22 protein-coding genes and 2 tRNA genes are annotated in these 19,748 nt (G+C 59.9%); 5 read left to right on the top strand and 19 right to left on the bottom strand.

The genetic code is table 11. The features are described from left to right. Nucleotides 1–168: 168 nt before the first annotated feature. The 8 genes from pheT to ACQ4V8_RS03500 all read right to left on the bottom strand — a co-directional run bounded on the left by pheT (nt 169) and on the right by ACQ4V8_RS03500 (nt 7,697). The gene (pheT, locus tag ACQ4V8_RS03535) at nt 169–2,595 is read right to left on the bottom strand and encodes a phenylalanine--tRNA ligase subunit beta (RefSeq protein WP_436570903.1); all 2,427 of its coding nucleotides are present in this window, start codon (nt 2,593–2,595) and stop codon (nt 169–171) included. Nucleotides 2,596–2,673: 78 nt separating this feature from the next. Beyond that, complete coding sequence (gene pheS / locus ACQ4V8_RS03530) at nt 2,674–3,690, bottom strand: phenylalanine--tRNA ligase subunit alpha (RefSeq protein WP_010399212.1); 1,017 nt, start codon at nt 3,688–3,690, stop codon at nt 2,674–2,676. Nucleotides 3,691–3,960: 270 nt separating this feature from the next. Continuing rightward, nucleotides 3,961–4,320 (bottom strand): 50S ribosomal protein L20, encoded by a 360-nt coding sequence (gene rplT / locus ACQ4V8_RS03525; protein ID WP_010399214.1) that lies wholly within the window; start codon nt 4,318–4,320, stop codon nt 3,961–3,963. 26 nt (nt 4,321–4,346) lie between these two features. After that, nucleotides 4,347–4,544, bottom strand: a complete 198-nt coding sequence (gene rpmI / locus ACQ4V8_RS03520) for a 50S ribosomal protein L35 (protein WP_010399216.1) — start codon at nt 4,542–4,544, stop codon at nt 4,347–4,349. A 227-nt stretch (nt 4,545–4,771) separates the two neighbouring features. Beyond that, entirely contained in the window at nt 4,772–5,332 is a 561-nt protein-coding gene (gene infC / locus ACQ4V8_RS03515) for a translation initiation factor IF-3 (RefSeq protein WP_436570989.1), read from the bottom strand. A 12-nt stretch (nt 5,333–5,344) separates the two neighbouring features. Then, nucleotides 5,345–7,252, bottom strand: a complete 1,908-nt coding sequence (gene thrS / locus ACQ4V8_RS03510) for a threonine--tRNA ligase (RefSeq protein ID WP_196855976.1) — start codon at nt 7,250–7,252, stop codon at nt 5,345–5,347. Nucleotides 7,253–7,464: 212 nt separating this feature from the next. After that, nucleotides 7,465–7,541, bottom strand: a tRNA-Val gene (locus tag ACQ4V8_RS03505). Between the two features lie 79 nt (nt 7,542–7,620). Continuing rightward, a tRNA-Val gene (locus ACQ4V8_RS03500) sits at nt 7,621–7,697 on the bottom strand. 148 nt (nt 7,698–7,845) lie between these two features. Between ACQ4V8_RS03500 and ACQ4V8_RS03495 the strand changes: the two genes are divergently transcribed. Further along, on the top strand, nt 7,846–8,310 hold the full coding sequence (locus tag ACQ4V8_RS03495; protein WP_029496496.1) for a hypothetical protein: 465 nt from the start codon (nt 7,846–7,848) through the stop codon (nt 8,308–8,310). 32 nt (nt 8,311–8,342) lie between these two features. On the opposite strand, the gene ACQ4V8_RS03490 is transcribed toward ACQ4V8_RS03495, so the two are convergent. Further along, the gene (locus ACQ4V8_RS03490; RefSeq protein ID WP_070346853.1) at nt 8,343–9,452 is read right to left on the bottom strand and encodes an acyltransferase family protein; all 1,110 of its coding nucleotides are present in this window, start codon (nt 9,450–9,452) and stop codon (nt 8,343–8,345) included. Nucleotides 9,453–9,603: 151 nt separating this feature from the next. On the opposite strand from ACQ4V8_RS03490, the gene ACQ4V8_RS03485 reads away from it, so the two are divergent. After that, a complete protein-coding gene (locus ACQ4V8_RS03485) occupies nt 9,604–10,566 on the top strand; it encodes a M14 family metallopeptidase (RefSeq protein WP_436570902.1) in 963 nt (320 codons plus the stop codon). A gap of 7 nt (nt 10,567–10,573) precedes the next feature. Here ACQ4V8_RS03485 and ACQ4V8_RS03480 read toward each other — a convergent pair whose 3' ends face one another. Both ACQ4V8_RS03480 and sugE read right to left on the bottom strand, forming a co-directional pair. Next, complete coding sequence (locus tag ACQ4V8_RS03480; RefSeq protein ID WP_010399223.1) at nt 10,574–10,903, bottom strand: SMR family transporter; 330 nt, start codon at nt 10,901–10,903, stop codon at nt 10,574–10,576. A gap of 115 nt (nt 10,904–11,018) precedes the next feature. Then, nucleotides 11,019–11,339 carry a quaternary ammonium compound efflux SMR transporter SugE gene (gene sugE, locus ACQ4V8_RS03475; RefSeq protein WP_010399224.1) on the bottom strand — a complete coding sequence of 107 codons (321 nt, stop codon included), beginning with the start codon at nt 11,337–11,339 and terminating at the stop codon, nt 11,019–11,021. A 210-nt stretch (nt 11,340–11,549) separates the two neighbouring features. Here sugE and ACQ4V8_RS03470 point away from each other — a divergent pair, with 210 nt between their 5' ends. The 3 genes from ACQ4V8_RS03470 to ACQ4V8_RS03460 all read left to right on the top strand — a co-directional run bounded on the left by ACQ4V8_RS03470 (nt 11,550) and on the right by ACQ4V8_RS03460 (nt 14,015). Beyond that, nucleotides 11,550–11,846 carry an ArsR/SmtB family transcription factor gene (locus ACQ4V8_RS03470; protein WP_010399225.1) on the top strand — a complete coding sequence of 99 codons (297 nt, stop codon included), beginning with the start codon at nt 11,550–11,552 and terminating at the stop codon, nt 11,844–11,846. A 56-nt stretch (nt 11,847–11,902) separates the two neighbouring features. Further along, the gene (locus ACQ4V8_RS03465; RefSeq protein ID WP_436570901.1) at nt 11,903–12,967 is read left to right on the top strand and encodes an alkene reductase; all 1,065 of its coding nucleotides are present in this window, start codon (nt 11,903–11,905) and stop codon (nt 12,965–12,967) included. Nucleotides 12,968–13,403: 436 nt separating this feature from the next. Continuing rightward, on the top strand, nt 13,404–14,015 hold the full coding sequence (locus ACQ4V8_RS03460; protein ID WP_010399227.1) for a 1-acyl-sn-glycerol-3-phosphate acyltransferase: 612 nt from the start codon (nt 13,404–13,406) through the stop codon (nt 14,013–14,015). Here ACQ4V8_RS03460 and ACQ4V8_RS03455 read toward each other — a convergent pair. Genes ACQ4V8_RS03455 through ACQ4V8_RS03420 form a run of 8 tightly spaced genes read right to left on the bottom strand, consistent with a single transcriptional unit; the run spans nt 14,012 to nt 19,730 of the window. Then, a complete protein-coding gene (locus ACQ4V8_RS03455) occupies nt 14,012–14,572 on the bottom strand; it encodes a HupE/UreJ family protein (RefSeq protein ID WP_436570900.1) in 561 nt (186 codons plus the stop codon). The two genes, ACQ4V8_RS03460 and ACQ4V8_RS03455, sit on opposite strands and share 4 nt — an antisense overlap. Then, entirely contained in the window at nt 14,569–15,207 is a 639-nt protein-coding gene (gene ureG, locus ACQ4V8_RS03450) for an urease accessory protein UreG (RefSeq protein WP_010399232.1), read from the bottom strand. Before ureG ends, ACQ4V8_RS03455 begins: the two co-directional genes overlap by 4 nt. 49 nt (nt 15,208–15,256) lie before the next feature. Then, complete coding sequence (locus ACQ4V8_RS03445) at nt 15,257–15,937, bottom strand: urease accessory protein UreF (protein ID WP_029496499.1); 681 nt, start codon at nt 15,935–15,937, stop codon at nt 15,257–15,259. Then, the gene (gene ureE / locus ACQ4V8_RS03440) at nt 15,937–16,461 is read right to left on the bottom strand and encodes an urease accessory protein UreE (protein ID WP_010399237.1); all 525 of its coding nucleotides are present in this window, start codon (nt 16,459–16,461) and stop codon (nt 15,937–15,939) included. The genes ACQ4V8_RS03445 and ureE overlap by 1 nt, the downstream gene beginning before the upstream one ends. Nucleotides 16,462–16,473: 12 nt before the next feature. Beyond that, the gene (gene ureC, locus ACQ4V8_RS03435; RefSeq protein WP_010399238.1) at nt 16,474–18,174 is read right to left on the bottom strand and encodes an urease subunit alpha; all 1,701 of its coding nucleotides are present in this window, start codon (nt 18,172–18,174) and stop codon (nt 16,474–16,476) included. A gap of 1 nt (nt 18,175) precedes the next feature. Further along, nucleotides 18,176–18,505 carry an urease subunit beta gene (locus ACQ4V8_RS03430; RefSeq protein ID WP_010399240.1) on the bottom strand — a complete coding sequence of 110 codons (330 nt, stop codon included), beginning with the start codon at nt 18,503–18,505 and terminating at the stop codon, nt 18,176–18,178. A 30-nt stretch (nt 18,506–18,535) separates the two neighbouring features. Then, nucleotides 18,536–18,838, bottom strand: a complete 303-nt coding sequence (locus tag ACQ4V8_RS03425; protein WP_010399241.1) for an urease subunit gamma — start codon at nt 18,836–18,838, stop codon at nt 18,536–18,538. Nucleotides 18,839–18,863: 25 nt separating this feature from the next. Continuing rightward, the gene (locus tag ACQ4V8_RS03420) at nt 18,864–19,730 is read right to left on the bottom strand and encodes an urease accessory protein UreD (protein ID WP_436570899.1); all 867 of its coding nucleotides are present in this window, start codon (nt 19,728–19,730) and stop codon (nt 18,864–18,866) included. Nucleotides 19,731–19,748 lie beyond the last annotated feature (18 nt).

Raw genomic sequence — 19,748 nt, 5'->3', positions numbered from 1 at the left:
CCCGATGCAGATCGGCGGCCAGTGCGGATTGCAGTACGGCGGAATCAACGTCGCTATTATTAATTTTCCTGCCCTGCCTTTTCTGTACGCCCGAACCCGCCTTTCGGCAAGCTCGTCTACGGTTGACGACGCACTGGCCGTCACGCTAGGCGACGGCCAGTCCGGTAATTACGAACGCAGTTTCGCGTCGTGGCCCTGCTTGGCCGCATCGATCAGAACAGCCATCAGGCCATCGACGACATCGTCTTGCAGGGTATTTTGAGTATCTTGCAAGCTAATCCGGAAAGCAAGGCTTTTTTCATCCGCTTCCAATCCTTTTCCGCGATATTCATCAAATAAAACAATGGCTTGCACGATACGCACTGCTGCGCTTGCCTTGGCGGCAGCCTGGAAGCTGTCGAGCAAATCTTGCACCGCCACCGATTGCTTGACGACGACGGCCAGATCGCGACTGGCGCCTGGGAATTTCGAGATTTCCTGGTACACGGGCACGACGCGTTGCGTCAGGGCAGCGGCGTCGACTTCGAACAGCACGGGCGCCAGCGGCAAATCGTACTTTTGCATCCACCGCGGGTGCAATTCACCGATGAAACCGATCACCTTGCCATCGAGTTCCACGTTGGCCGAACGGCCAGGATGCAGGGCCGGGTGTTGCGCCTTGGTGAAACGCAACACCAGCGGCGCAAACAGTGCCTCCAGGTCCGCCTTCACGTCGAAGAAGTCGACCGTGCGCGCAGTCTGGCCCCACTGCTCGTCGGCGACCGCGCCGTAGGCCATGGCCGCCACACGCTTAGGCTGGGCGTAGCCGGCCACCGACAAGGGACCGTTTTCCACGCTGTCGTCGCGCTGGTAGATGGCGCCCACTTCGAAAATGCGCACGCGGTTGGTCTTGCGGTTCAGGTTGTAGCGCACGTTGGCGATCAGGCTGCCGATCAGCGAAGAACGCATCACGCTCATCTGGCTGGCGATCGGGTTCTGCAACTTGATGGGGTGCGTGTTGGCCGAGAAATCGCGCTCCCATGCCGTGTCGACAAAGCTCATGTTCACCACTTCCTGGAAGCCCAGGTCGGCCAGCGCATGGCGTACCGCAAACAGGGAGCGGGTATTTTCAGGTGCAATCTGCATCACGTTCGCCGCTACGGGCGGCAAGGTCGGGATGTTTTCAAAACCGTACACGCGCGCCACTTCCTCGATCAAGTCTTCCTCGATCTCGATGTCGAAACGGTAGCTGGGCGACGTCACGCAAAACACGCCGTCGGCCAGGGTGAATGGCAGGGCCAGGCGCGTGAAGATATCGGCGATCAGCGCGTCGTTGAGCGGCACGCCGATGACCTTTTGCGCGCGCGCCGTGCGCATCGACACCGGCTGGCGCTGCGGCAAGTTCACCACATGGTCGTCGACGGGGCCGACGGTGGTTGCCGGCGTGCCGCAAATTTCCACGATCAGGGCGGTGATGCGTTCGATGTGCTCGACGTTGGTGGCGAAATCGACACCGCGTTCGAAGCGGTGCGCCGCATCGGTAGAGAAATTCAAGCGGCGCGCGCGGCCTTGAATCGCGTTCGGCCACCAGAATGCCGCTTCCAGGTAGATGCTGTCCGTATCGTCCGATACGGAACTGGCGTCACCGCCCATGATGCCGGCCAGCGATTCGATTTCCTGCTCGTCGGCAATGACGCCTAGCCACTCGTCGACGGCGATGGTGTTGCCATTCAACAGCTTGACGGATTCGCCCGCCTTGCCCCAACGTACGTCGAGGCTACCGTGGATCTTCGCCAGGTCAAACACATGGCTAGGACGGCCCAGTTCCAGCATGACATAGTTGGAAATGTCGATCAGGGCCGACAGTGGACGCTGGCCGCTGCGCTCGAGGCGCTGCTTCATCCAGTCCGGCGTGGCGGCACGGGCGTTCAAGCCGCGGATGACACGGCCCGTGAAACGGCCGCACAGGTCCGGTGCGCTCACGGTCACTGGCAAGACTTCGTCACTGGAAACGGGCACGGTGCGGAACTGCGGCACATTCAAGGCCACGCCCGTGAGGGCCGACACTTCGCGTGCCACGCCAAGCACGGACAGGCAGTCCGCCTTGTTCGGCGTCAACTTGATGGTGAATTTCAAATCGTTGAGCGCAAAGTAATCGCGAAAATTCTGGCCGATCGGCGCGTCGTCCGGCAATTCCAGCAAGCCGGCGTTTTCTTCCGACAATTTCAATTCGCGCGCGGAGCACAGCATGCCTTGCGACTCGACGCCGCGCAGCTGGCCCACCTTGATTTCAAACGGCTTGCCGTCGGCGCCCGGCGGCAGCACGGCGCCGGCCATCGCGCAGACGACTTTCAAGCCTGGGCGCACGTTCGGCGCGCCGCAAACGATGTTGAGCATGGTGCCCGTGCCGACGTCGACCTGGCACACATTCAGGCGGTCCGCGTTCGGGTGTTTTTCCATCTCCAGGACCAAGCCTACCACCACGTTCGAGAATGGCGGGGCAACAGGATCAACGTCCTCGACTTCGAGACCGGACATGGTCAGCAGATGGGCCAGTTCGTCCGAAGTTATCTTCGGATCGACCATGGTACGGAGCCAGTTTTCGGAAAATTGCATAATCAAGCCTTCAAAGGGTCAAAGCTCACAGCGCGAGCGCACAGGCGCTCAAGCGCCATGAATCAAACGGAACAACGCTTAGTTGAATTGCTTCAGGAAACGCAAGTCGCCTTCATAGAACAGACGCAGGTCGTTGATGCCGTAGCGCAGCATCGTCAAGCGTTCCAGGCCGGAGCCGAAAGCAAAACCGATGAATTTCTCGGGATCGAGGCCGAAGTTCTTCACCACGCTCGGGTGCACCTGGCCGGCGCCCGACACTTCCAGCCAGCGGCCCTTCAAAGGACCAGAGCCAAAGGCGATGTCGATCTCGGCCGATGGTTCCGTGAACGGAAAGTACGACGGACGGAAACGCACTTGCAAGTCATCCGTTTCGAAGAAAGCCTTGACGAAATTCAGGTATACGCCCTTCAAGTCGGCAAAGCTGATGTCTTCGGCGATCCACAGGCCTTCGACCTGGTGGAACATCGGCGAATGGGTCGCATCGCTGTCGACGCGGTAAGTGCGACCCGGCGCGATGACCTTGATCGGCGGCGTGTGCGTGCGCGCATAGCGCACCTGCATCGGGCTGGTATGCGTGCGCAGCAGCAAGGGCTTGCCATCGGTGTCATTGCCATCGATATAGAAAGTGTCCTGCATGGAACGGGCGGGATGATTTTCCGGGCTATTGAGCGCCGTGAAGTTGGTCCAGTCGTTTTCGATTTCAGGGCCGTCAGCCACGTCGAAGCCGATCGAGCGGAAAATCTCTTCGACGCGTTCCCACGTGCGCATCACGGGATGGATGCCGCCGGGCATGCGGCCACGGCCTGGCAGGGTCACGTCGATCGCTTCAGCGTTCAGGCGGCCTTGCATTTGGGCATCGGCCAGCGCATCACGGCGCGCCGTCAGCGCGTCTTCGATCTGCACTTTGACGGCATTGATCAAGGCGCCTTGCGCCTTGCGCGCGTCCGGGTCGAGCTTGCCCAGACCCTTCATCATTTCGGTAATCTGGCCAGTCTTGCCCAAGTAGCGGGCTTTGGCGTTTTCAAGTGCGGCAGCGTCTGCGGCGGCGATAAAGTCAGCCTGGGCCGAGACGACGAGTTCTTCTAGGGAGTTCATGCGGCATTTCCTGTTTTGGACATCAATTCTGGACTTGCTTATCAAAAGTCCAACAATCAAAAACGGAAACGGGGCATAAGGTTTACACCCCTGCCCCGCTCTTTGTGACAACCGACCTAATCTGCTGCGCGTCGTGATTTACGGTTTGCGATGCTCACCGTACTTTCGTACGGTTGCGCTTCTCGACCGCAACTCCCTTCCGCTCGCGACGATTTTGTCAGTTGCCGTTCTAACGCCACCCTACGGATGACGTTGCGCAATCACCGTTGCTTACGCAGCGATTTTTGCTTTAACTGCGTTGACAATCGCAGCGAATGCTGGCTTGTCCATCACAGCCATATCGGCCAGGACTTTACGGTCCAGTTCGATATTTGCTTTTTTCAAGCCGTTCATGAATACGCTGTACGTTACGCCATGCTCACGGGAAGCGGCGTTGATACGGGCGATCCACAGGCGGCGGAAAACACGCTTCTTGTTGCGGCGATCGCGGTAAGCGTATTGGCCAGCGCGCATAACTGCTTGCTTGGCAACACGGTATACACGGCTGCGGCGACCACGGTAGCCTTTAGCTTGAACAAGAATCTTTTTATGACGGGCACGAGCTGTAACCCCACGTTTTACTCTAGGCATAGTAACTCCTTAAATTGAGTGTGAGATTAAGCAGTCGGCATCATGCGGTAGACGGATTTCACGTCAGACGCAGCGACATTGGTGGTACCGCGCAGAGCGCGTTTCAGCTTGGTGGTTTTCTTGGTCAAGATGTGGCGTTTGAACGCATGACCACATTTAACAGTACCACCCGGGCGCACGCGAAAACGTTTTTTCGCAGAGCTTTTGGTCTTCATTTTAGGCATAGCAATCTGTCCTCTTACGGACAGCTCCATTTATAACAGGATTGCAGGTGGCAACACGACGCTGCGCTTAGATGCCTGCTTTCACATGTTGTGCAGCGGATGCGAGTCCGCTACAGTTCGCGCGGCCCACACATTGCTAAGCGGGCCGCACAAATTCTGCCTGGGATCTAGCATTGCACCAATGCAGGCACAGACTGCGTCGATCCACAGTAAAACACTATTGTAGCTTACTTCTTCTTCTTAGGCGAAAGAACCATGATCATTTGGCGGCCTTCCATCTTCGGGAACTGCTCGACCTGGCCATGCGGCTCCAGATCGGCTTTCAGACGTTCCAGCATGCGGAAGCCAATATCCTGATGCGCCATCTCACGACCGCGGAAACGCAGCGTGATTTTGGTTTTATCGCCATCCTCAAGGAACTTGATGAGATTACGCAACTTGATATTGTAGTCACCATCATCAGTCCCCGGACGGAATTTAACTTCCTTCACGAGGATGATCTTTTGCTTCAATTTGGCTTCGTGAGCTTTTTTCTGCTCCGAATACTTAAATTTGCCGTAGTCCATCAAACGGCACACCGGTGGCTGCGCTGTAGGCGCAATTTCCACCAGGTCGACGTTTGCCTCTTCCGCCAGGCGGAAGGCTTCAGCCAAACTTACGATACCGAGTGGCTCGTTATCGACCCCGCTTAAACGCATTTCAGGGGCAGTGATTTCGCCATTGATGCGATGTGACTTGTCAGTAGCTATTGTAGTTTCCTTTAAAAATCTTGTAAGACGGTCGTGCAGCGAGTTTCCTCGTCAGGCCTTGGTGTCGACTTCATGTTTGAGTCGCTCAATCAGGGCATCGACGGACATGACGCCCAGATCGACATTGCCCCGCGCCCGCACGGCCACTGTATTCGCATCCCGTTCTTTGTCGCCAATTACTAAGATGTAAGGCAATTTTTGTACGGAATGTTCACGTATTTTATAGGTAATCTTCTCGTTACGCAAATCGGCCTGTACGCGCAGCCCCGCTTTGCGCAGTTTTGTTGTAACTTCCTGTACATAGTCGGCTTGAGCGTCGGAAATATTCAACACCGACACTTGCACCGGCGCCAACCACAAGGGCATGGCGCCCGCATAGTGCTCGATCAGGATGCCGATGAAACGCTCCAAGGAACCCACGATCGCGCGGTGCAGCATGATCGGTACCTGGCGCGTGTTGTCGACGGCCACATATTCAGCACCCAGACGACCCGGCATCGACGGATCGATCTGCACGGTGCCCACTTGCCATGCGCGGCCCAGGCTGTCTTTCAGGTGATATTCGATCTTCGGACCATAAAACGCACCCTCGCCCGGCAATTCTGTCCATTCCACGCCACAGGCGCGCAAGGCCGAACGCAACGATTCCTCGGCGAAATCCCACGACTCTTCCGTGCCGATGCGATTATCGGGACGCAAGGCCAGTTTCACGTCGATATTCGTAAAGCCGAAAGCCGTGTACACATCCATCGCCTGCTGGTGGAAGGCCGTCACTTCGCCGGCAATCTGCTCTTCCAGGCAGAAGATGTGGCCATCATCTTGCGTAAAGCCGCGCACGCGCATCATGCCGTGCAAGGCACCCGATGGCTCATTGCGGTGGCATTGACCGAATTCGCCGTAGCGCAACGGCAAATCGCGGTAGCTGCGCATGCCATTGTTAAAAATCTGGATATGACCGGGGCAATTCATCGGCTTCAACGCATAGGCGCGGTTTTCCGATTCCGTGATAAACATGTTTTCACGGTAATTATCCCAGTGGCCGGTTTTTTCCCACAGACCACGGTCGAGAATTTGCGGCGCCTTGACTTCCTGGTAGCCGTTGACCTGGTACACATTACGCATGTATTGCTCGACCTGCTGCCAGATCGACCAGCCTTTCGGGTGCCAGAAGATCAGGCCCGGCGCTTCTTCCTGGAAATGGAAGAAGTCGAGCTGCTTGCCCAGCTTGCGGTGGTCGCGCTTTTCCGCCTCTTCCAGATTGTGCAAATACAGTTCCTGGTCTTCCTTCTTGGCCCAAGCCGTGCCGTAGATACGCTGCAGCATCTCGTTTTTCGAGTCGCCGCGCCAGTAGGCACCAGCGAGCTTCATCAGCTTGAATACTTTCAGCTTGCCCGTCGATGGCACGTGAGGGCCACGGCATAAGTCCGTAAACTTGCCTTCGGAATACAGCGACACTTCCTGGTCGGCCGGGATCGAAGCGATCAGCTCTGCCTTGTACGCTTCACCGATACTCTTGAAGTAGTCTATGGCTTCGTCGCGCGCCAGCACTTTGCGCGTGACTTGCTCATCCTTCTTGGCCAGCTCCGTCATTTTCTTTTCGATCGCCGTCAAATCTTCCGGCGTGAACGCACGCTTGTAGGCGAAGTCATAGTAAAAGCCGTTGTCGATCACGGGACCGATGGTCACTTGCGCGTCCGGGAATAACTCCTTGACGGCATACGCCAGCAAGTGGGCCGTCGAGTGGCGGATCACCTCCAGGCCATCGGCGTCCTTGTCCGTCACAATCGCCAGTTCCGCGTCTTGCTCGATCAGGTAAGAGGTGTCGACCAGCTTGCCGTCGACCTTGCCGGCCAGGGCAGCCTTGGCCAGGCCGGTACCAATATTGGCCGCAACCTGGGCCACGGTGACCGGGCCGTCGAATTGACGGGCGGAACCATCGGGAAGTCGGATTGTAAGCATATTGATCTCCATGTCGGCGCTGGCGCCAGGTAAAACTGCGGTGTGTAATGGGTAAAATAACTGAAAGGAAAACGCAGACGCAAAAAAACGCGGGCTAGCCGCGTTTTTCACTTTCTTGAGACAAAGGAAACCCGTTCGACTAGCGTCACTCCCAAAGCTTGGTAGTAGTTCGCGGTGTCATAACCGATTACCCTTTCTCTTTCACTGCATTCTGGTGGGCGGTGAGGAATTCGAATCCCCGACCCCTTGGATGTCGACCAAGTATTCTAACCAGCTGAACTAACCGCCCGTAAAACTTTTGTTGATCACTGTATTTCAAATGACCGCTCGCCGCTTGCGCCAGCTTGAAACTGCGTACTGCAAAATTCTGGTGGGCGGTGAGGAATTCGAATCCCCGACCCCTTGGATGTCGACCAAGTATTCTAACCAGCTGAACTAACCGCCCCGAAGACCAGCATTATAGAGAGGCTTTCCCAGAATGACAAGGGCTGTTTTGCAGGAAACTTTAATCTGTTTTTCACCCGCTTCCCGGGCGTCAGCCTGCTTAATACAGCGTCGGCCCGGCAGGCGCGAAATGCCGCTAGAATCGCGGCATGAACTCCACTCTATTGAACTGGCTGAAAACCCTGAGCCGCGTCTGCGGTTTCGAAACGGCCGATTCCTTCCCGCCCGGCCACGTCTATGCGCGCACGCGCTGGAATGGCGCGTACTTCGATATCGCGTCCGATGTCAAACCGGACGAGATGGAACGGCGCCTCTGCGCAGCCATCGTCAACACGCCCAGCGTCTTTGCCTATATCACCCATCCCACGCCGCGCATGCAGCGCGCGCTGCTGAACGTGATCCACGAACGGCTGCGGCGCCAGCCCGGCGCGGGTGCCACGGACCTGGTCTTGTTATTGATCGATGCCTACGCCAGCGCCCATACAATGGAAGCGGTGCCTGGCTTGCGCACCCTGATCTGCGACACGGCACAGGAAGACACGAATCTGCGCGTGCATGCCATCCTGGAATTGCTGGCGGGCACGCCGCGCGGGCTGGACGTGATCGACATGTAATGCTGGACAACATGCAATGATCGACTATTAGCTCAAGCGTGGTTGGCCGGCACATAGCGCGCCCGCAAGCGCATGAACGGCGCCTCCACCAAGCTATACAAGAGCCAGCCTGTGGCGATACTGAGCAGTATCATCACCAGCATGGCTGGCAGGCTGTCCGGTGCATAGCCCATATCGTGCAAGATCGGGCGCAGCAAGATGCACAGTTGCTTGTGCAACAAATAAATCGCATACGACCACAACGCCAGGCTGGCCGCGCCCGGCACGCGCAGTTGATAGAGCGTACTGGCGGGACTGAGCGCGGCGAGCAGCAGCACAGTGAAACTGGCAGCCAGGGCCGGATAGCCGAACACCGTCACACCATAGCCATAATGATCGGTGAGAAATACATACATTACGAGCGCCGTCGCAACGATTCCCGCCAGCAAGGTGCGGTTGCCGTGCGCCGTGAGGCGCGTCCAGGCGCGAGGGTGGTAATTTTTTAGCAGCGCCAGCGCCACGCCCGCTACCAGTTCGTCGCAGCGGCACCACGACGCGTAATAAATATATTTGTAATAGCCGAGACCGCCGCGCGGCACTTGCACATACTCATCCCATGCATAGGCGCGCAGCAGCATGCCGACAATACAGCTCGCTGTCACGGCCAACCAGGCCCATAGCAGCGACTTGCGGCAGGCGGCGACAAGCAAGGCCACGGCCGGCAACAGCACATAGAATTGCTCTTCCACGCACAGCGACCACGCATGCGAAAACGCCGTGCCCGGCGTCAAATTGATGTTTTGCGTAAATGTCAGCAATTTCCACAGGGGAAGCAGCGCGCTATCGCCGCGAAACGTGGGCCACAAATAATACAGCGCCAGCACGGCATAGAAACTGGGCAAAGTGCGCAGCAAACGCCGCGCATAGAAACGCGGCAGGGAAAAACCGTGCTCGCTGCGCAAGGCCGCAAAGATCTGGTTGCCGATCAGATAACCGCTGAGGGCAAAGAACAGGTCCACGCCCATCCAGCCGATTTCCCCCAAAAAACCAAACGCTGCGCCCTCACTGACGAACAGCACATAATGGTGCATGAAGACGAGCACGATGGCCAGCGCGCGCAAGGTATCGAGACCGTACAGGCGTGGAGAAGAGGAAGACGACATGGAGATCAACAAAGAAAAACAACGGTGGCGCCGATCATGCCATGACCAGGCCGGGCATGGTTAACTTCGTCATCACATTTTTAAGGGAGCCAGCGGCGAATCCCGCTAAAATAAGCCGACCCCGTTTTCCCTTCCAGCAACAGCATAGGATATGTCCAGCATGAGCAGCACACTCCACTTCAAATCCATCAACTACACGGGCCAAGGCAACGGCCCGCGCCTGATCGTCACCGGCGCCGTGCACGGCAATGAAACTTGCGGCACCAAGGGCATTGAGCGCGTGATGGCTGAACTCGACAGCGGCGCCCTCTCCATCGTGGCCGGCAGCGTCACCTTCGTGCCCATCACCAACCCACTGGCCTATGCCAAAGGCGTGCGCAGTGGCGAGCGCAACCTGAACCGCAATTTGTTTCCAAACGATAATGCACAGGATTTCGAAGACCGCATCGCCAACTGGCTGTGCCCATTGCTGGGCCAGCACGACGTACTGCTGGACTTGCACTCCTTCAATGCCGACAGCCAGCCCTTCGTCATGGTGGGGCCGCGCAACAACGATGGCCCGCTGCAACCATTCCAGCACGAAGACCAGGAACGCGCGCTGGCGCGCCGCCTGGGCGTGCGCCGCTTCGTCGATGGCTGGCTGCATGCGTATGGCCAGGGCGTGCAACGCCGCCTGGGCAATAGCGAGCAGGTGGGACTGGTCTTGCGCTACGGCGTAGGCACCACCGAATACATGCGCTCGACAGGTGGCTATGCCTTGACGCTGGAATGCGGCCAGCATGCCGACCCGGCTGCGCCAGATGTCGCCTACCGTGCCATCATGAATACCTTGGCCTTCCTCGGCTTCATTGATGCACCGCCACCGCCAGCCATCGCCGACGCCGACATGGAAGCGCTGAACATGGTCGTCGTGCATGACAAACTGCACGCGGATGACCGCTTCATCAAGACCTGGTGCAGCTTTGACAAGCTCAAACAGGGTGAGCAGATCGGCGTGCGCGCGGACGGCACGCCGGTGACGGCCGAATTCGATGCTTACATCCTCTTCCCGGACGTCAACGCGCAAGCCAATGCCGAGTGGTATTACCTGGCGCGGGTAGCCAACAGCTTTTAACTGATGACTAATGGCCGACGGACTTGGAGAACAGGTTAATCACCAGCACGCCGGCAATGATCAGCCCCAGGCCGATCAAGGCTGGCGTATCGAGGCTTTGCTTGAACCAGAACCAGCCCACGGCGGAAATGAGCACAATGCCCACGCCCGACCAGATGGCATACACGATGCCGGTAGGAATAACCTTCAAGGTCAGGGACAAACACCAGAAGGCAATGCCGTAACCGACCATCGTAATGATGCTGGGCCACAAGCGGCTGAAGCCGTCGGATGCCTTCAAGGCGCTGGTGGCGATGACTTCAGCGATGATGGCGATGGCCAAGTAGCAATACGTCATGGCGAGGCTCATGCGGCAGTCCTTTCAAGGTACATGGGAATAACAACGCCCTGCCCGCGCGCCGCCTGGTCGATCCGGCTGGCACGACGGCGCGGGCGCATCGGGGACAAGGAGCTTACTGCGGGCTGAGCAACTTCAAGCCCAGGATGCCGCACACGATCAGGGCGATGCAGGCAATGCGCGCGGCGCTGGCCGGTTCGCCCAGCACCATGATGCCAAAGATAGCCGTACCCACGGTGCCGATGCCGGTCCAGATGGCGTACGCCGTGCCCAGCGGCAAGGTGCGCAAGGCCAGACCCAGCAGCACCACGCTGCCCAGCATGGATACGGCCGTCAGCACCGATGGCAATAGACGGCTAAAACCGGCACTGTATTTGAGGCCGATGGCCCAGCCAATTTCCAGCAAACCTGCCAAGACCAGGATGATCCACGCCATACATATTCTCCCAAGGTGGCAGGGTCGTCCCCGCCATGCAGCCCCACATCGAGCGGGGCCGTCCCCAGGAGCAAAGCTCAAAGTATAGCATTGGCTAAAACCTCTTGCCTTCAGCACGCTTTGCACTTATATCGTAATATACCGATATTAAAATCCACAAAAGACGATACACACATCGTCGACAGACGAACATCGATGGGGGAACACACCATGGACATCGACGCCATCCACAAGGCGCTGGCCAATCCCGTACGCCGACAGATACTGCAATGGCTGAAGGAGCCAGAACAGCATTTCGCCCAGCAAGACCATCCGCTCGATTTCGGCGTCTGTGCCGGACTGATCGACCGGAAGCTGGGCCTGTCGCAATCGACGGTCTCGGCCCACCTGGCCACCTTGCAAAAGGCTGGCTTGATTTGCGCCAGAAAAGTCGGGCAGTGGAGTTTCTTCAAGCGCAATGAAGACACTATCGAGGCATTTCTGCAGCAGATGCAGCAAGGTTTATAAGCGCAGTCCCATTCATATCGCCGTCCGCGGCACTTTCGACAGGAAAGATAGCAATCATGACAACCTTATTCGACCCCATCACTATTGGCAGCCTGCAACTGAAAAACCGTATCATCATGGCGCCGTTGACGCGTTCGCGCGCCGACAATCCGGGCCGCGTGCCGAACGCCCTGATGGCTGAGTACTACACGCAGCGCGCTTCGGCCGGCATGATCATCTCCGAAGCGACGGCCGTCACGCCGCAGGGCGTGGGCTATGCCGCCACGCCAGGCATCTGGTCCGAAGAGCAGGTGGAAGGCTGGAAACACATCACCAAGGCGGTGCATGACGCAGGCGGCCTGATCGTGCTGCAACTGTGGCATGTGGGCCGCATTTCCGCGCCCGCCTTCCTCGATGGCGACTTGCCCGTGGCGCCCAGCGCCGTCAAGCCGGCCGGCCATGTCAGCCTGCTGCGCCCGAAACAGGAATTCGTCACACCGCGCGCGCTTGATGCGCAAGAGATTCCCGGCATCGTGGCAGCCTATCGCCTGGGCGCCGAGAATGCGAAAAAGGCCGGCTTCGACGGCGTGGAAATCCATGGTGCGAATGGTTACCTGCTCGACCAGTTTTTGCAAGACAGTACGAACTTGCGCACCGACAACTACGGCGGCTCGATTGAAAACCGCGCCCGTCTGATGCTGGAAGTGACCGATGCGTGCATCGCGGTATGGGGCGCCGACAAGGTGGGCATGCACCTGGCGCCGCGCCGCGACGCGCACGACATGGGCGACTCCGACCCAAAGGCCACCTTCGGCTATGCGGCGCGCGAGCTGGGCAAGCGCGGCATCGCCTTCATCTGCGCGCGCGAAGCGCTCGGTGAAGATCGCCTAGGCCCCTACCTGAAGCAGGAATTTGGCGGCGTCTACATTGCCAACGAAAAAATGGACAAACCGGCAGCGCTAGCCTTGTTGGCCAAGGGCGAAGCCGATGCCGTGGCCTTTGGCCTGTGGTTCATCGCCAACCCCGACCTGCCCATCCGCCTGCACAGCGACGCGCCATTGAATCAGCTGAACCCAGACACCCTGTATGCCCCCGATGCGGCCGGCTACACGGATTACCCGGCGCTGGCAGCACAGGCTTAAACAGCACTCCAGCAGACGGCAGCGCCACGACGGCGCTGCCGTCGGACCTTCGACGCCATCGGCAGCAGCAGCAGCAGCATCGTGCCGGCTGGCGCGCGATGACACGCTCCCCGTTTCAAAGAGCTCGGCCATCACTTTAGCCATCCGCGCATGCTCCCCTGCGACATCGTCGATATCGCTTCTCATACTGCGGCTGCCTCTCGGGCAGATCAACACCGCATCAAGTTTTGACCACATTATGCGCATTGAGTGCCCGCCAGAGTGGCTAAGCGTCGTTAAAATAGTCGCAACTATCGCCCCGACGCCGCATGAATAGCGGCCTCGGCTGCTTGTCGCCACCGCCAGCCGCGTATAAAATGCCTGCGCAGAATTTTTACTTCAAGGAAAATGGCCACCAGCGCCATCCGATTAAGAACAGTGTCACTGAAGGGTATCAATGGACGATTTATTTGTACAAGCGGGCGACTTGCCGACCTGGCACCAGCGCTGCGCCTTGCGCGTGCTGCACCTGTTTGGCTGGCGCATGCGCGCCCGCCCCCTGCCGGGGCCGCGCGGCATCGCCGTTGTCTACCCGCACACCTCGAACTGGGATTTCATGGTGGGCTTGTTCGGTAAATGGGCGCTATCGCTGCCGTTCCGCTGGCTGGCCAAGGATTCCCTGTTTCGCGGCCCGATGGGCAAGGTGCTGCGCTACCTGGGCGGCGAAGCCGTCGACCGCAGCACCACCAGCGGCACGATTCAACGCCAAGCCGAGCGCATGCTGGCCGCCGACTGGTACTGGCTGGCCATCACGCCGGAAGCGACGCGCAGCTACCGTCCGAATTGGAAAAGTGGCTTTTATCACCTGGCCCTGGCTGCCAAGGTGCCGCTACTGCTGGTCTACATCGACTACCCGAACAAAGTGCTGGGCGTCGTCGACCATTTATACTTGACCGGCGACAAGGACGCCGACATGGCCGCCATCGCGGCCGTGTATGCGGGCCACCAGGGCTTGCACCCTGAAAAAGCGGCACCCATCGTGCTGTCCGACAAGCGCCCCGGCGCTTAAGCAAGCCCCATCAACACCAGGCCGGCGGCCGTCAAAGCCACGCCGGCGACACGCAGCACGCGCTCGGCCAGCACCTGGCCGACAAAACGCCCCGCACACAGCAGCATGGCCGAAGCGAGCATAAAGCCGCACGCGGCCGAGGCTGCGGGTAATTCCTGGCCATGCGCATTCCCATGCGCCAGAGCGAACATGCCCACTAACAACATACCCAGCCAGTTCGGCAAGGCCAGCGCCAACGCGATGGCCAATCCCAGCAGCGCCACCGTGGCGGCGATGCCCGTTTCCAGGCCGGCAATACGCCAGCCCGCCATGCCGGCCAGCGCACCGAACAGCATCATGCCGAGAAAGATGGCGGGCTGGGCCAGGCTGCGACGCTGCTGGCCGCCCCATATACCCAAGCCCAGCATGGCCAGCAAATGGTCGATGCCCGTCAATGGATGGGCGAAACCAGCCAGCAAGCCGGCACTGTCGCCGTGGCCGGAATGGGCCATGGCAGGCAAAGCGAGCAAATACAATGCGGCCACAGTAGCCGTTTTTATCATCCGTCTTGCGCTCATTGCAGCTCCTTGCCTGGTTGGTCGAGCAGACCTTGCTCGCGGATAAAATCAATGACGACCTGCACGCCGTCGCCGCTGCGCAGATTCGTCAACACAAAGGGGCGCTCGCCGCGCATGCGTTTGGCATCCTGCGCCATCACGTCCAGGTTGGCGCCCACATACGGCGCCAGGTCCGTCTTGTTGATAATGAGCAAATCGGAGCGCGTGATGCCGGGGCCGCCCTTGCGCGGGATTTTTTCGCCGCCAGCCACATCGATCACGTAGATCGTCAAATCCGACAGTTCCGGACTGAAGGTAGCGGCCAGGTTATCGCCGCCAGATTCGACCAGGATCAGGTCGAGGTTCGGAAAATCTGCCTGCATGCGCGCGATGGCCTCCAGGTTGATGGAGGCGTCTTCGCGGATGGCCGTGTGCGGGCAGCCGCCCGTCTCCACGCCCATCAGGCGCTCGGCCGGCAAGGCGTCCGCGCGCAGCAGGATTTCCATGTCTTCCTTGGTGTAGATGTCATTCGTGATGACGGCCATGTCATAGCGTTCGCGCATGCCCTTGCACAGCATTTCGCACAGCGCCGTCTTGCCCGAGCCGACGGGCCCGCCGATGCCTACGCGCAGCGGATTGGAGGTAATCGTTGTCATGTTGTGGTGTCTCGTTGTGGTGTCACGTTGTAGTGTCTGCTTGTAGGATTCAGGAACGGTACAGCCGGCTGTACTGCACTTCGTGCCGCATCGACAGCAGCGACAGGCCGGGCGCCCAGTTGCCCATCTCCGCGTCTGCTATGGTTTGCGCCGTGCCGGCCGCCGCTTCAAGTTCAGGGCGCAATGACAGCAATAAACGCTGGCCCGCCACCTGCCCCAGCGGCACGGATTTCACGCAGACGAGCACCTGGTTTTCCGCCCAGGCGAACAGCATCGCCAGCAGCGCTTCTTGGCGCGGGATCGCCAGCGCCACCACGGCGCAGGCATAGGCTGTGGGCAGCGCCACTTCCGGCTGGCTCTGCAGCATGTCGATCAGCACGCCATCGGCCACGCCCAGCTCGGCCAGCAGCTTGGTCAGGGAATAGCCCATCTGGATAGTTTCGGCGCGGAACTCCGCCGTGTCGCGCGAGGCGATAAAGCGCTCGCTCCAACACTGCACGGCGCACAGGTCCTGCGCTTCAAACGCCTGCATCAAGCGCCAGCACAAAGGCGCTTCCCAGCGCGCCATCACCTGCGCCAGATGCTGCGAGATCCAACCGCGCGCCGTCACCGCGTCCGTCACAAGGCCTGCTTCGAGCGCCGCTTCGAGCCCCTGCGAATAGCTGTAGGCGCCTATCGGCAAGGCCGGGCTGGCGAACTGCAGCAGATGCAGCAAGGCCGATGCCTGCATCATGCGGCGCACGGCACATCGCCGGGGCGGTGGATTTTCTGCCGCAGCGGCACGGGCGCCAGCAAGTGCTGGCCGTGGCCGTCGTGGTGCCCATGGCCGCCGCCGTATGCGCCAGCTTCCGGCTCGAACGGCGCGTCTTCTTCCGTCACCAATGCCTGCAAGCCTTGCAGCATCTCCTTCAATACCGGATCTTTGCGGATGCGCAAAAAACCATCGCCCACCTGCGCCTGCGTGTGGCGATTGCCCAGATGAAATGCGCAGCGCAGCAGGGTGTGGGAATCGAGGCACTGCACCAGATAGGTCGGTTCGCGCGCGGCGACGATCTGCACCACCTGCCCGCTTGGGCCCGTCATGCGTTCGCCGTCGCGCAGTACAGTGCCGCGCACGGTGAACACGGCCACCTCGTCGCCATTCGACAGCACGGCGCGCAGCCGGCATTTTTCGCGCTGATCATAGGGCAGCACAAGTTGCGCGAAGGGCGTGCGGTCGTCGTTCGCACCGAGCTTGGTATGCAATGTGAGCATGATGCCTCCTGTTTAAAATAGAAAATAGCGCTGCGCCATGGGCAGCACGGCGGCGGCCTCGCATACCAGCAGCTGGCCGTCGGCACGCACGGCATAAGTTTCCGGGTCCACTTCCATATGTGGCGTGGCGCCGTTATGGATCATGTCCTGCTTGCGCAAGCCGCGCATATTCTGCACGGCGATGACGGCTTTATTCAGTTTCAACTGATGCCCAATATCGAGGTCATAGGCCGCCTGCGAGACAAACGTAAAAGATTTTTTCAGGCCGCCGCCAAAGGCGCCGAACATCATGCGGTAATGCACCGGCTGCGGCGTGGGAATCGAGGCATTCGGGTCGCCCATCTGCGCGGCGGCGATCATGCCGCCCTTTAAAATCATCGACGGCTTGACGCCGAAGAAGGCCGGCTTCCACAACACGAGATCGGCGATCTTGCCCGCCTCGATGGAGCCGACTACATGGGAAATCCCATGCGTGATGGCCGGGTTGATCGTGTACTTGGCGATATAGCGCTTGGCGCGGAAATTGTCGCTGCGCGCCGTGTCGGGCGCCAGTGGCCCACGCTGCACCTTCATCTTGTGCGCCGTCTGCCAGGTGCGCATGATCACTTCGCCAACACGGCCCATGGCTTGCGAGTCCGATGACATCATGGAAATGGCGCCGATGTCATGCAAGATATCTTCGGCGGCGATGGTTTCGCGGCGAATGCGCGACTCGGCAAACGCCACGTCTTCGGCAATGGCCGGGTCCAGGTGGTGGCACACCATCAGCATGTCGAGGTGCTCGTCGAGCGTGTTGACGGTAAACGGACGCGTCGGGTTGGTCGACGAGGGCAGCACGTTCGACTGTCCCACGGCGGCGATGATGTCGGGCGCATGGCCGCCGCCCGCTCCTTCCGTGTGAAACGTGTGGATGGTGCGATCCTTGAAGGCAGCCAGCGTGTGTTCCAGGAAGCCGCCCTCGTTGAGGGTGTCGCTGTGCAGCGCCACCTGGATATCCATGCGATCTGCGACTGACAGGCAGTTGTCGATGGCGGCCGGCGTGCTGCCCCAGTCTTCGTGCAGCTTCAAGCCAATGGCGCCCGCGCGCACCTGTTCTTCCAATGGCAAAGGCAAACTCACATTGCCCTTGCCCATGAAGCCCAGGTTCATCGGGAAGGCATCGGCTGCCGCCAGCATGGCGTGCAAATGCCATGGCCCCGGCGTGCAGGTGGTGGCGGCCGTGCCCACGGCAGGTCCCGTGCCGCCGCCCAGCATGGTCGTCACGCCGCTCATCAGGGCTTCTTCGATCTGCTGCGGGCAGATGAAGTGGATGTGCGTGTCGACGCCGCCGGCCGTGACAATCAAGCCTTCACCGGCGATGATCTCGGTCGCGCCGCCGATGACCAGGGTCACGCCGGGCTGGATATCCGGGTTGCCCGCCTTGCCGATGCCGAAGATCAGGCCATTTTTCAGGCCGATATCGGCCTTCACGATGCCCCAGTGGTCGAGGATGACGGCATTCGTGATAACGGTATCCATCACCTCGGCAGCGCAACGCTGCGACTGGCCCATGCCGTCGCGGATCACCTTGCCGCCACCGAATTTCACTTCTTCGCCGTAGATCGCATAATCGTGCTCGATCTCGATGAACAGCTCCGTGTCGGCCAGGCGGATGCGGTCGCCCTTGGTGGGGCCGAACATCTCGGCATACGCACTGCGGGCAATGCTGGCCATATCAATCCTTTCCTGGTGGAGTGTCTTGCAGTTCGCCCATCACTGCGCCATTGAAGCCGTAGACCTTGCGCTCACCTGCCAGCGCCACCAGCTCCACCGTGCGCCGCTGGCCCGGCTCAAAGCGCACGGCGGTACCGGCAGTAATATTGAGGCGCATGCCGTAGGCACGCCAGCGCTCGAAGTCCAGCGCCGGGTTGACTTCAAAAAAGTGGAAGTGCGAGCCGACCTGGATAGGCCGGTCACCGCGATTGGCCACCACCACGGTGGCCGTGGCGCGATCTGCATTGAGGGTGATTACGCCTTCTTCCAATTTGTATTCGCCTGGTGTCATGAGGAACTCCTTTCAATGTCGCTGGTATGCTTACACTATCGGATGATGCACGGTCACCAGCTTGCTGCCATCGGGGAAGGTCGCTTCCACCTGAATATCGGGGATCATCTCTGCGATGCCATCCATGACGTCGGCACGCGAGAGTATTTTGCTACCGTCCGACATCAGCTGCGCTACCGATTTTCCATCGCGCGCACCTTCCATGATGGCGGCGCTGATCAAGGCCACCGCTTCCGGATAATTCAATTTCAAGCCGCGCGCCAGGCGCCGTTCGGCCAGTAGCGCGGCCGTAAAAATGAGCAGCTTGTCTTTTTCGCGGGGAGTCAGGTCCATGGTTTTCCTTGTGCCTCTTTTCTGATCAAGTGTTCCAGATACGGGGCACGACGGCATCGCGCCCCAGCATGGCGGGGCGCAGTAGCAGCCAGGCAGCCAGCATGATCCTGCGCGCCGCCTCGCTGTCGCCGCACAGCAGGCGTACCACCACCAGCGATTTCATGTGCGTGGCGCCGAATACGGCGCCAACCGGCACCTCGATCTCGCGCAAGGCAGCCAGCACGGCGGCAGCAAGGGGGCGGCCGACGGCGATCAGGGTGGCGCATACCGTGTGGCCAGCCAGGCCCAGGGGACTGGCCATCAGCGGACCGCCGGCAGCCAGCATGCCCTGCTCCCACCACAGCAGCTTGCCGCCGCGCCGGATCTGCACCTGTTGGGCGATGCTGCCCTGGTTAAAAATTTCGCCAGCAGCGCTGCGACCCAGGCAGACGATGTCGCAGCCGATGTAGTTGGCGTTCGCCGCCAGTTCCACCTCGTGGCGCAGGCGCACGCAAGCCTGATTGAAAAAGATGCTCTCCTGCGGCAGCCACTCGATGGTGGCGCCGCTACCGGCGCGCAGCACGATGTGCTGGCCCGAGACATGGCCGTTGGCACGGTACCACTTGGCGGCGCCCGGTGACGTAAGAAAGGCATGCGCGCCTTCGCCCACCGTAGCATCGACGGCCAGTTGGTCGCCGCCCACCACGCCGCCGGGCGGATGAATGATGATGGCGTGGCAGACGGCCCCGCCTTCCGGATACAAAGGCTTTTGCACACGCAGGGGGCCGCTGTGCGTGCGTTCGACCAGGCGGCTGACACCATCACGCCAGGCAAAACCCAGGCGCAAATGCGCCTGCCAAGCGTCATGCGCGCGGGCCTGTGAGAGGATGGCTGGGTGGGTGCTGTCTGGCATACGGGCAATCGCGTAAAT

This window comes from Janthinobacterium paucivorans (genome assembly GCF_051380805.1).
GTDB classification, from domain to species: domain Bacteria; phylum Pseudomonadota; class Gammaproteobacteria; order Burkholderiales; family Burkholderiaceae_D; genus Janthinobacterium; species Janthinobacterium lividum_D.
This window is presented reverse-complemented; position numbering and strand designations above follow the sequence as displayed.

Coding starts and splice junctions, on each gene's coding strand:
- pheT (WP_436570903.1), bottom strand. CDS start 2,595: ATGCAATTTTCCGAAAACTGGCTCCGTACCATGGTCGATCCGAAGATA.
- pheS (WP_010399212.1), bottom strand. CDS start 3,690: ATGAACTCCCTAGAAGAACTCGTCGTCTCGGCCCAGGCTGACTTTATC.
- rplT (WP_010399214.1), bottom strand. CDS start 4,320: ATGCCTAGAGTAAAACGTGGGGTTACAGCTCGTGCCCGTCATAAAAAG.
- rpmI (WP_010399216.1), bottom strand. CDS start 4,544: ATGCCTAAAATGAAGACCAAAAGCTCTGCGAAAAAACGTTTTCGCGTG.
- thrS (WP_196855976.1), bottom strand. CDS start 7,252: ATGCTTACAATCCGACTTCCCGATGGTTCCGCCCGTCAATTCGACGGC.
- ACQ4V8_RS03495 (WP_029496496.1), top strand. CDS start 7,846: ATGAACTCCACTCTATTGAACTGGCTGAAAACCCTGAGCCGCGTCTGC.
- ACQ4V8_RS03490 (WP_070346853.1), bottom strand. CDS start 9,452: ATGTCGTCTTCCTCTTCTCCACGCCTGTACGGTCTCGATACCTTGCGC.
- ACQ4V8_RS03485 (WP_436570902.1), top strand. CDS start 9,604: ATGTCCAGCATGAGCAGCACACTCCACTTCAAATCCATCAACTACACG.
- ACQ4V8_RS03480 (WP_010399223.1), bottom strand. CDS start 10,903: ATGACGTATTGCTACTTGGCCATCGCCATCATCGCTGAAGTCATCGCC.
- sugE (WP_010399224.1), bottom strand. CDS start 11,339: ATGGCGTGGATCATCCTGGTCTTGGCAGGTTTGCTGGAAATTGGCTGG.
- ACQ4V8_RS03470 (WP_010399225.1), top strand. CDS start 11,550: ATGGACATCGACGCCATCCACAAGGCGCTGGCCAATCCCGTACGCCGA.
- ACQ4V8_RS03465 (WP_436570901.1), top strand. CDS start 11,903: ATGACAACCTTATTCGACCCCATCACTATTGGCAGCCTGCAACTGAAA.
- ACQ4V8_RS03460 (WP_010399227.1), top strand. CDS start 13,404: ATGGACGATTTATTTGTACAAGCGGGCGACTTGCCGACCTGGCACCAG.
- ACQ4V8_RS03455 (WP_436570900.1), bottom strand. CDS start 14,572: ATGAGCGCAAGACGGATGATAAAAACGGCTACTGTGGCCGCATTGTAT.
- ureG (WP_010399232.1), bottom strand. CDS start 15,207: ATGACAACGATTACCTCCAATCCGCTGCGCGTAGGCATCGGCGGGCCC.
- ACQ4V8_RS03445 (WP_029496499.1), bottom strand. CDS start 15,937: ATGCAGGCATCGGCCTTGCTGCATCTGCTGCAGTTCGCCAGCCCGGCC.
- ureE (WP_010399237.1), bottom strand. CDS start 16,461: ATGCTCACATTGCATACCAAGCTCGGTGCGAACGACGACCGCACGCCC.
- ureC (WP_010399238.1), bottom strand. CDS start 18,174: ATGGCCAGCATTGCCCGCAGTGCGTATGCCGAGATGTTCGGCCCCACC.
- ACQ4V8_RS03430 (WP_010399240.1), bottom strand. CDS start 18,505: ATGACACCAGGCGAATACAAATTGGAAGAAGGCGTAATCACCCTCAAT.
- ACQ4V8_RS03425 (WP_010399241.1), bottom strand. CDS start 18,838: ATGGACCTGACTCCCCGCGAAAAAGACAAGCTGCTCATTTTTACGGCC.
- ACQ4V8_RS03420 (WP_436570899.1), bottom strand. CDS start 19,730: ATGCCAGACAGCACCCACCCAGCCATCCTCTCACAGGCCCGCGCGCAT.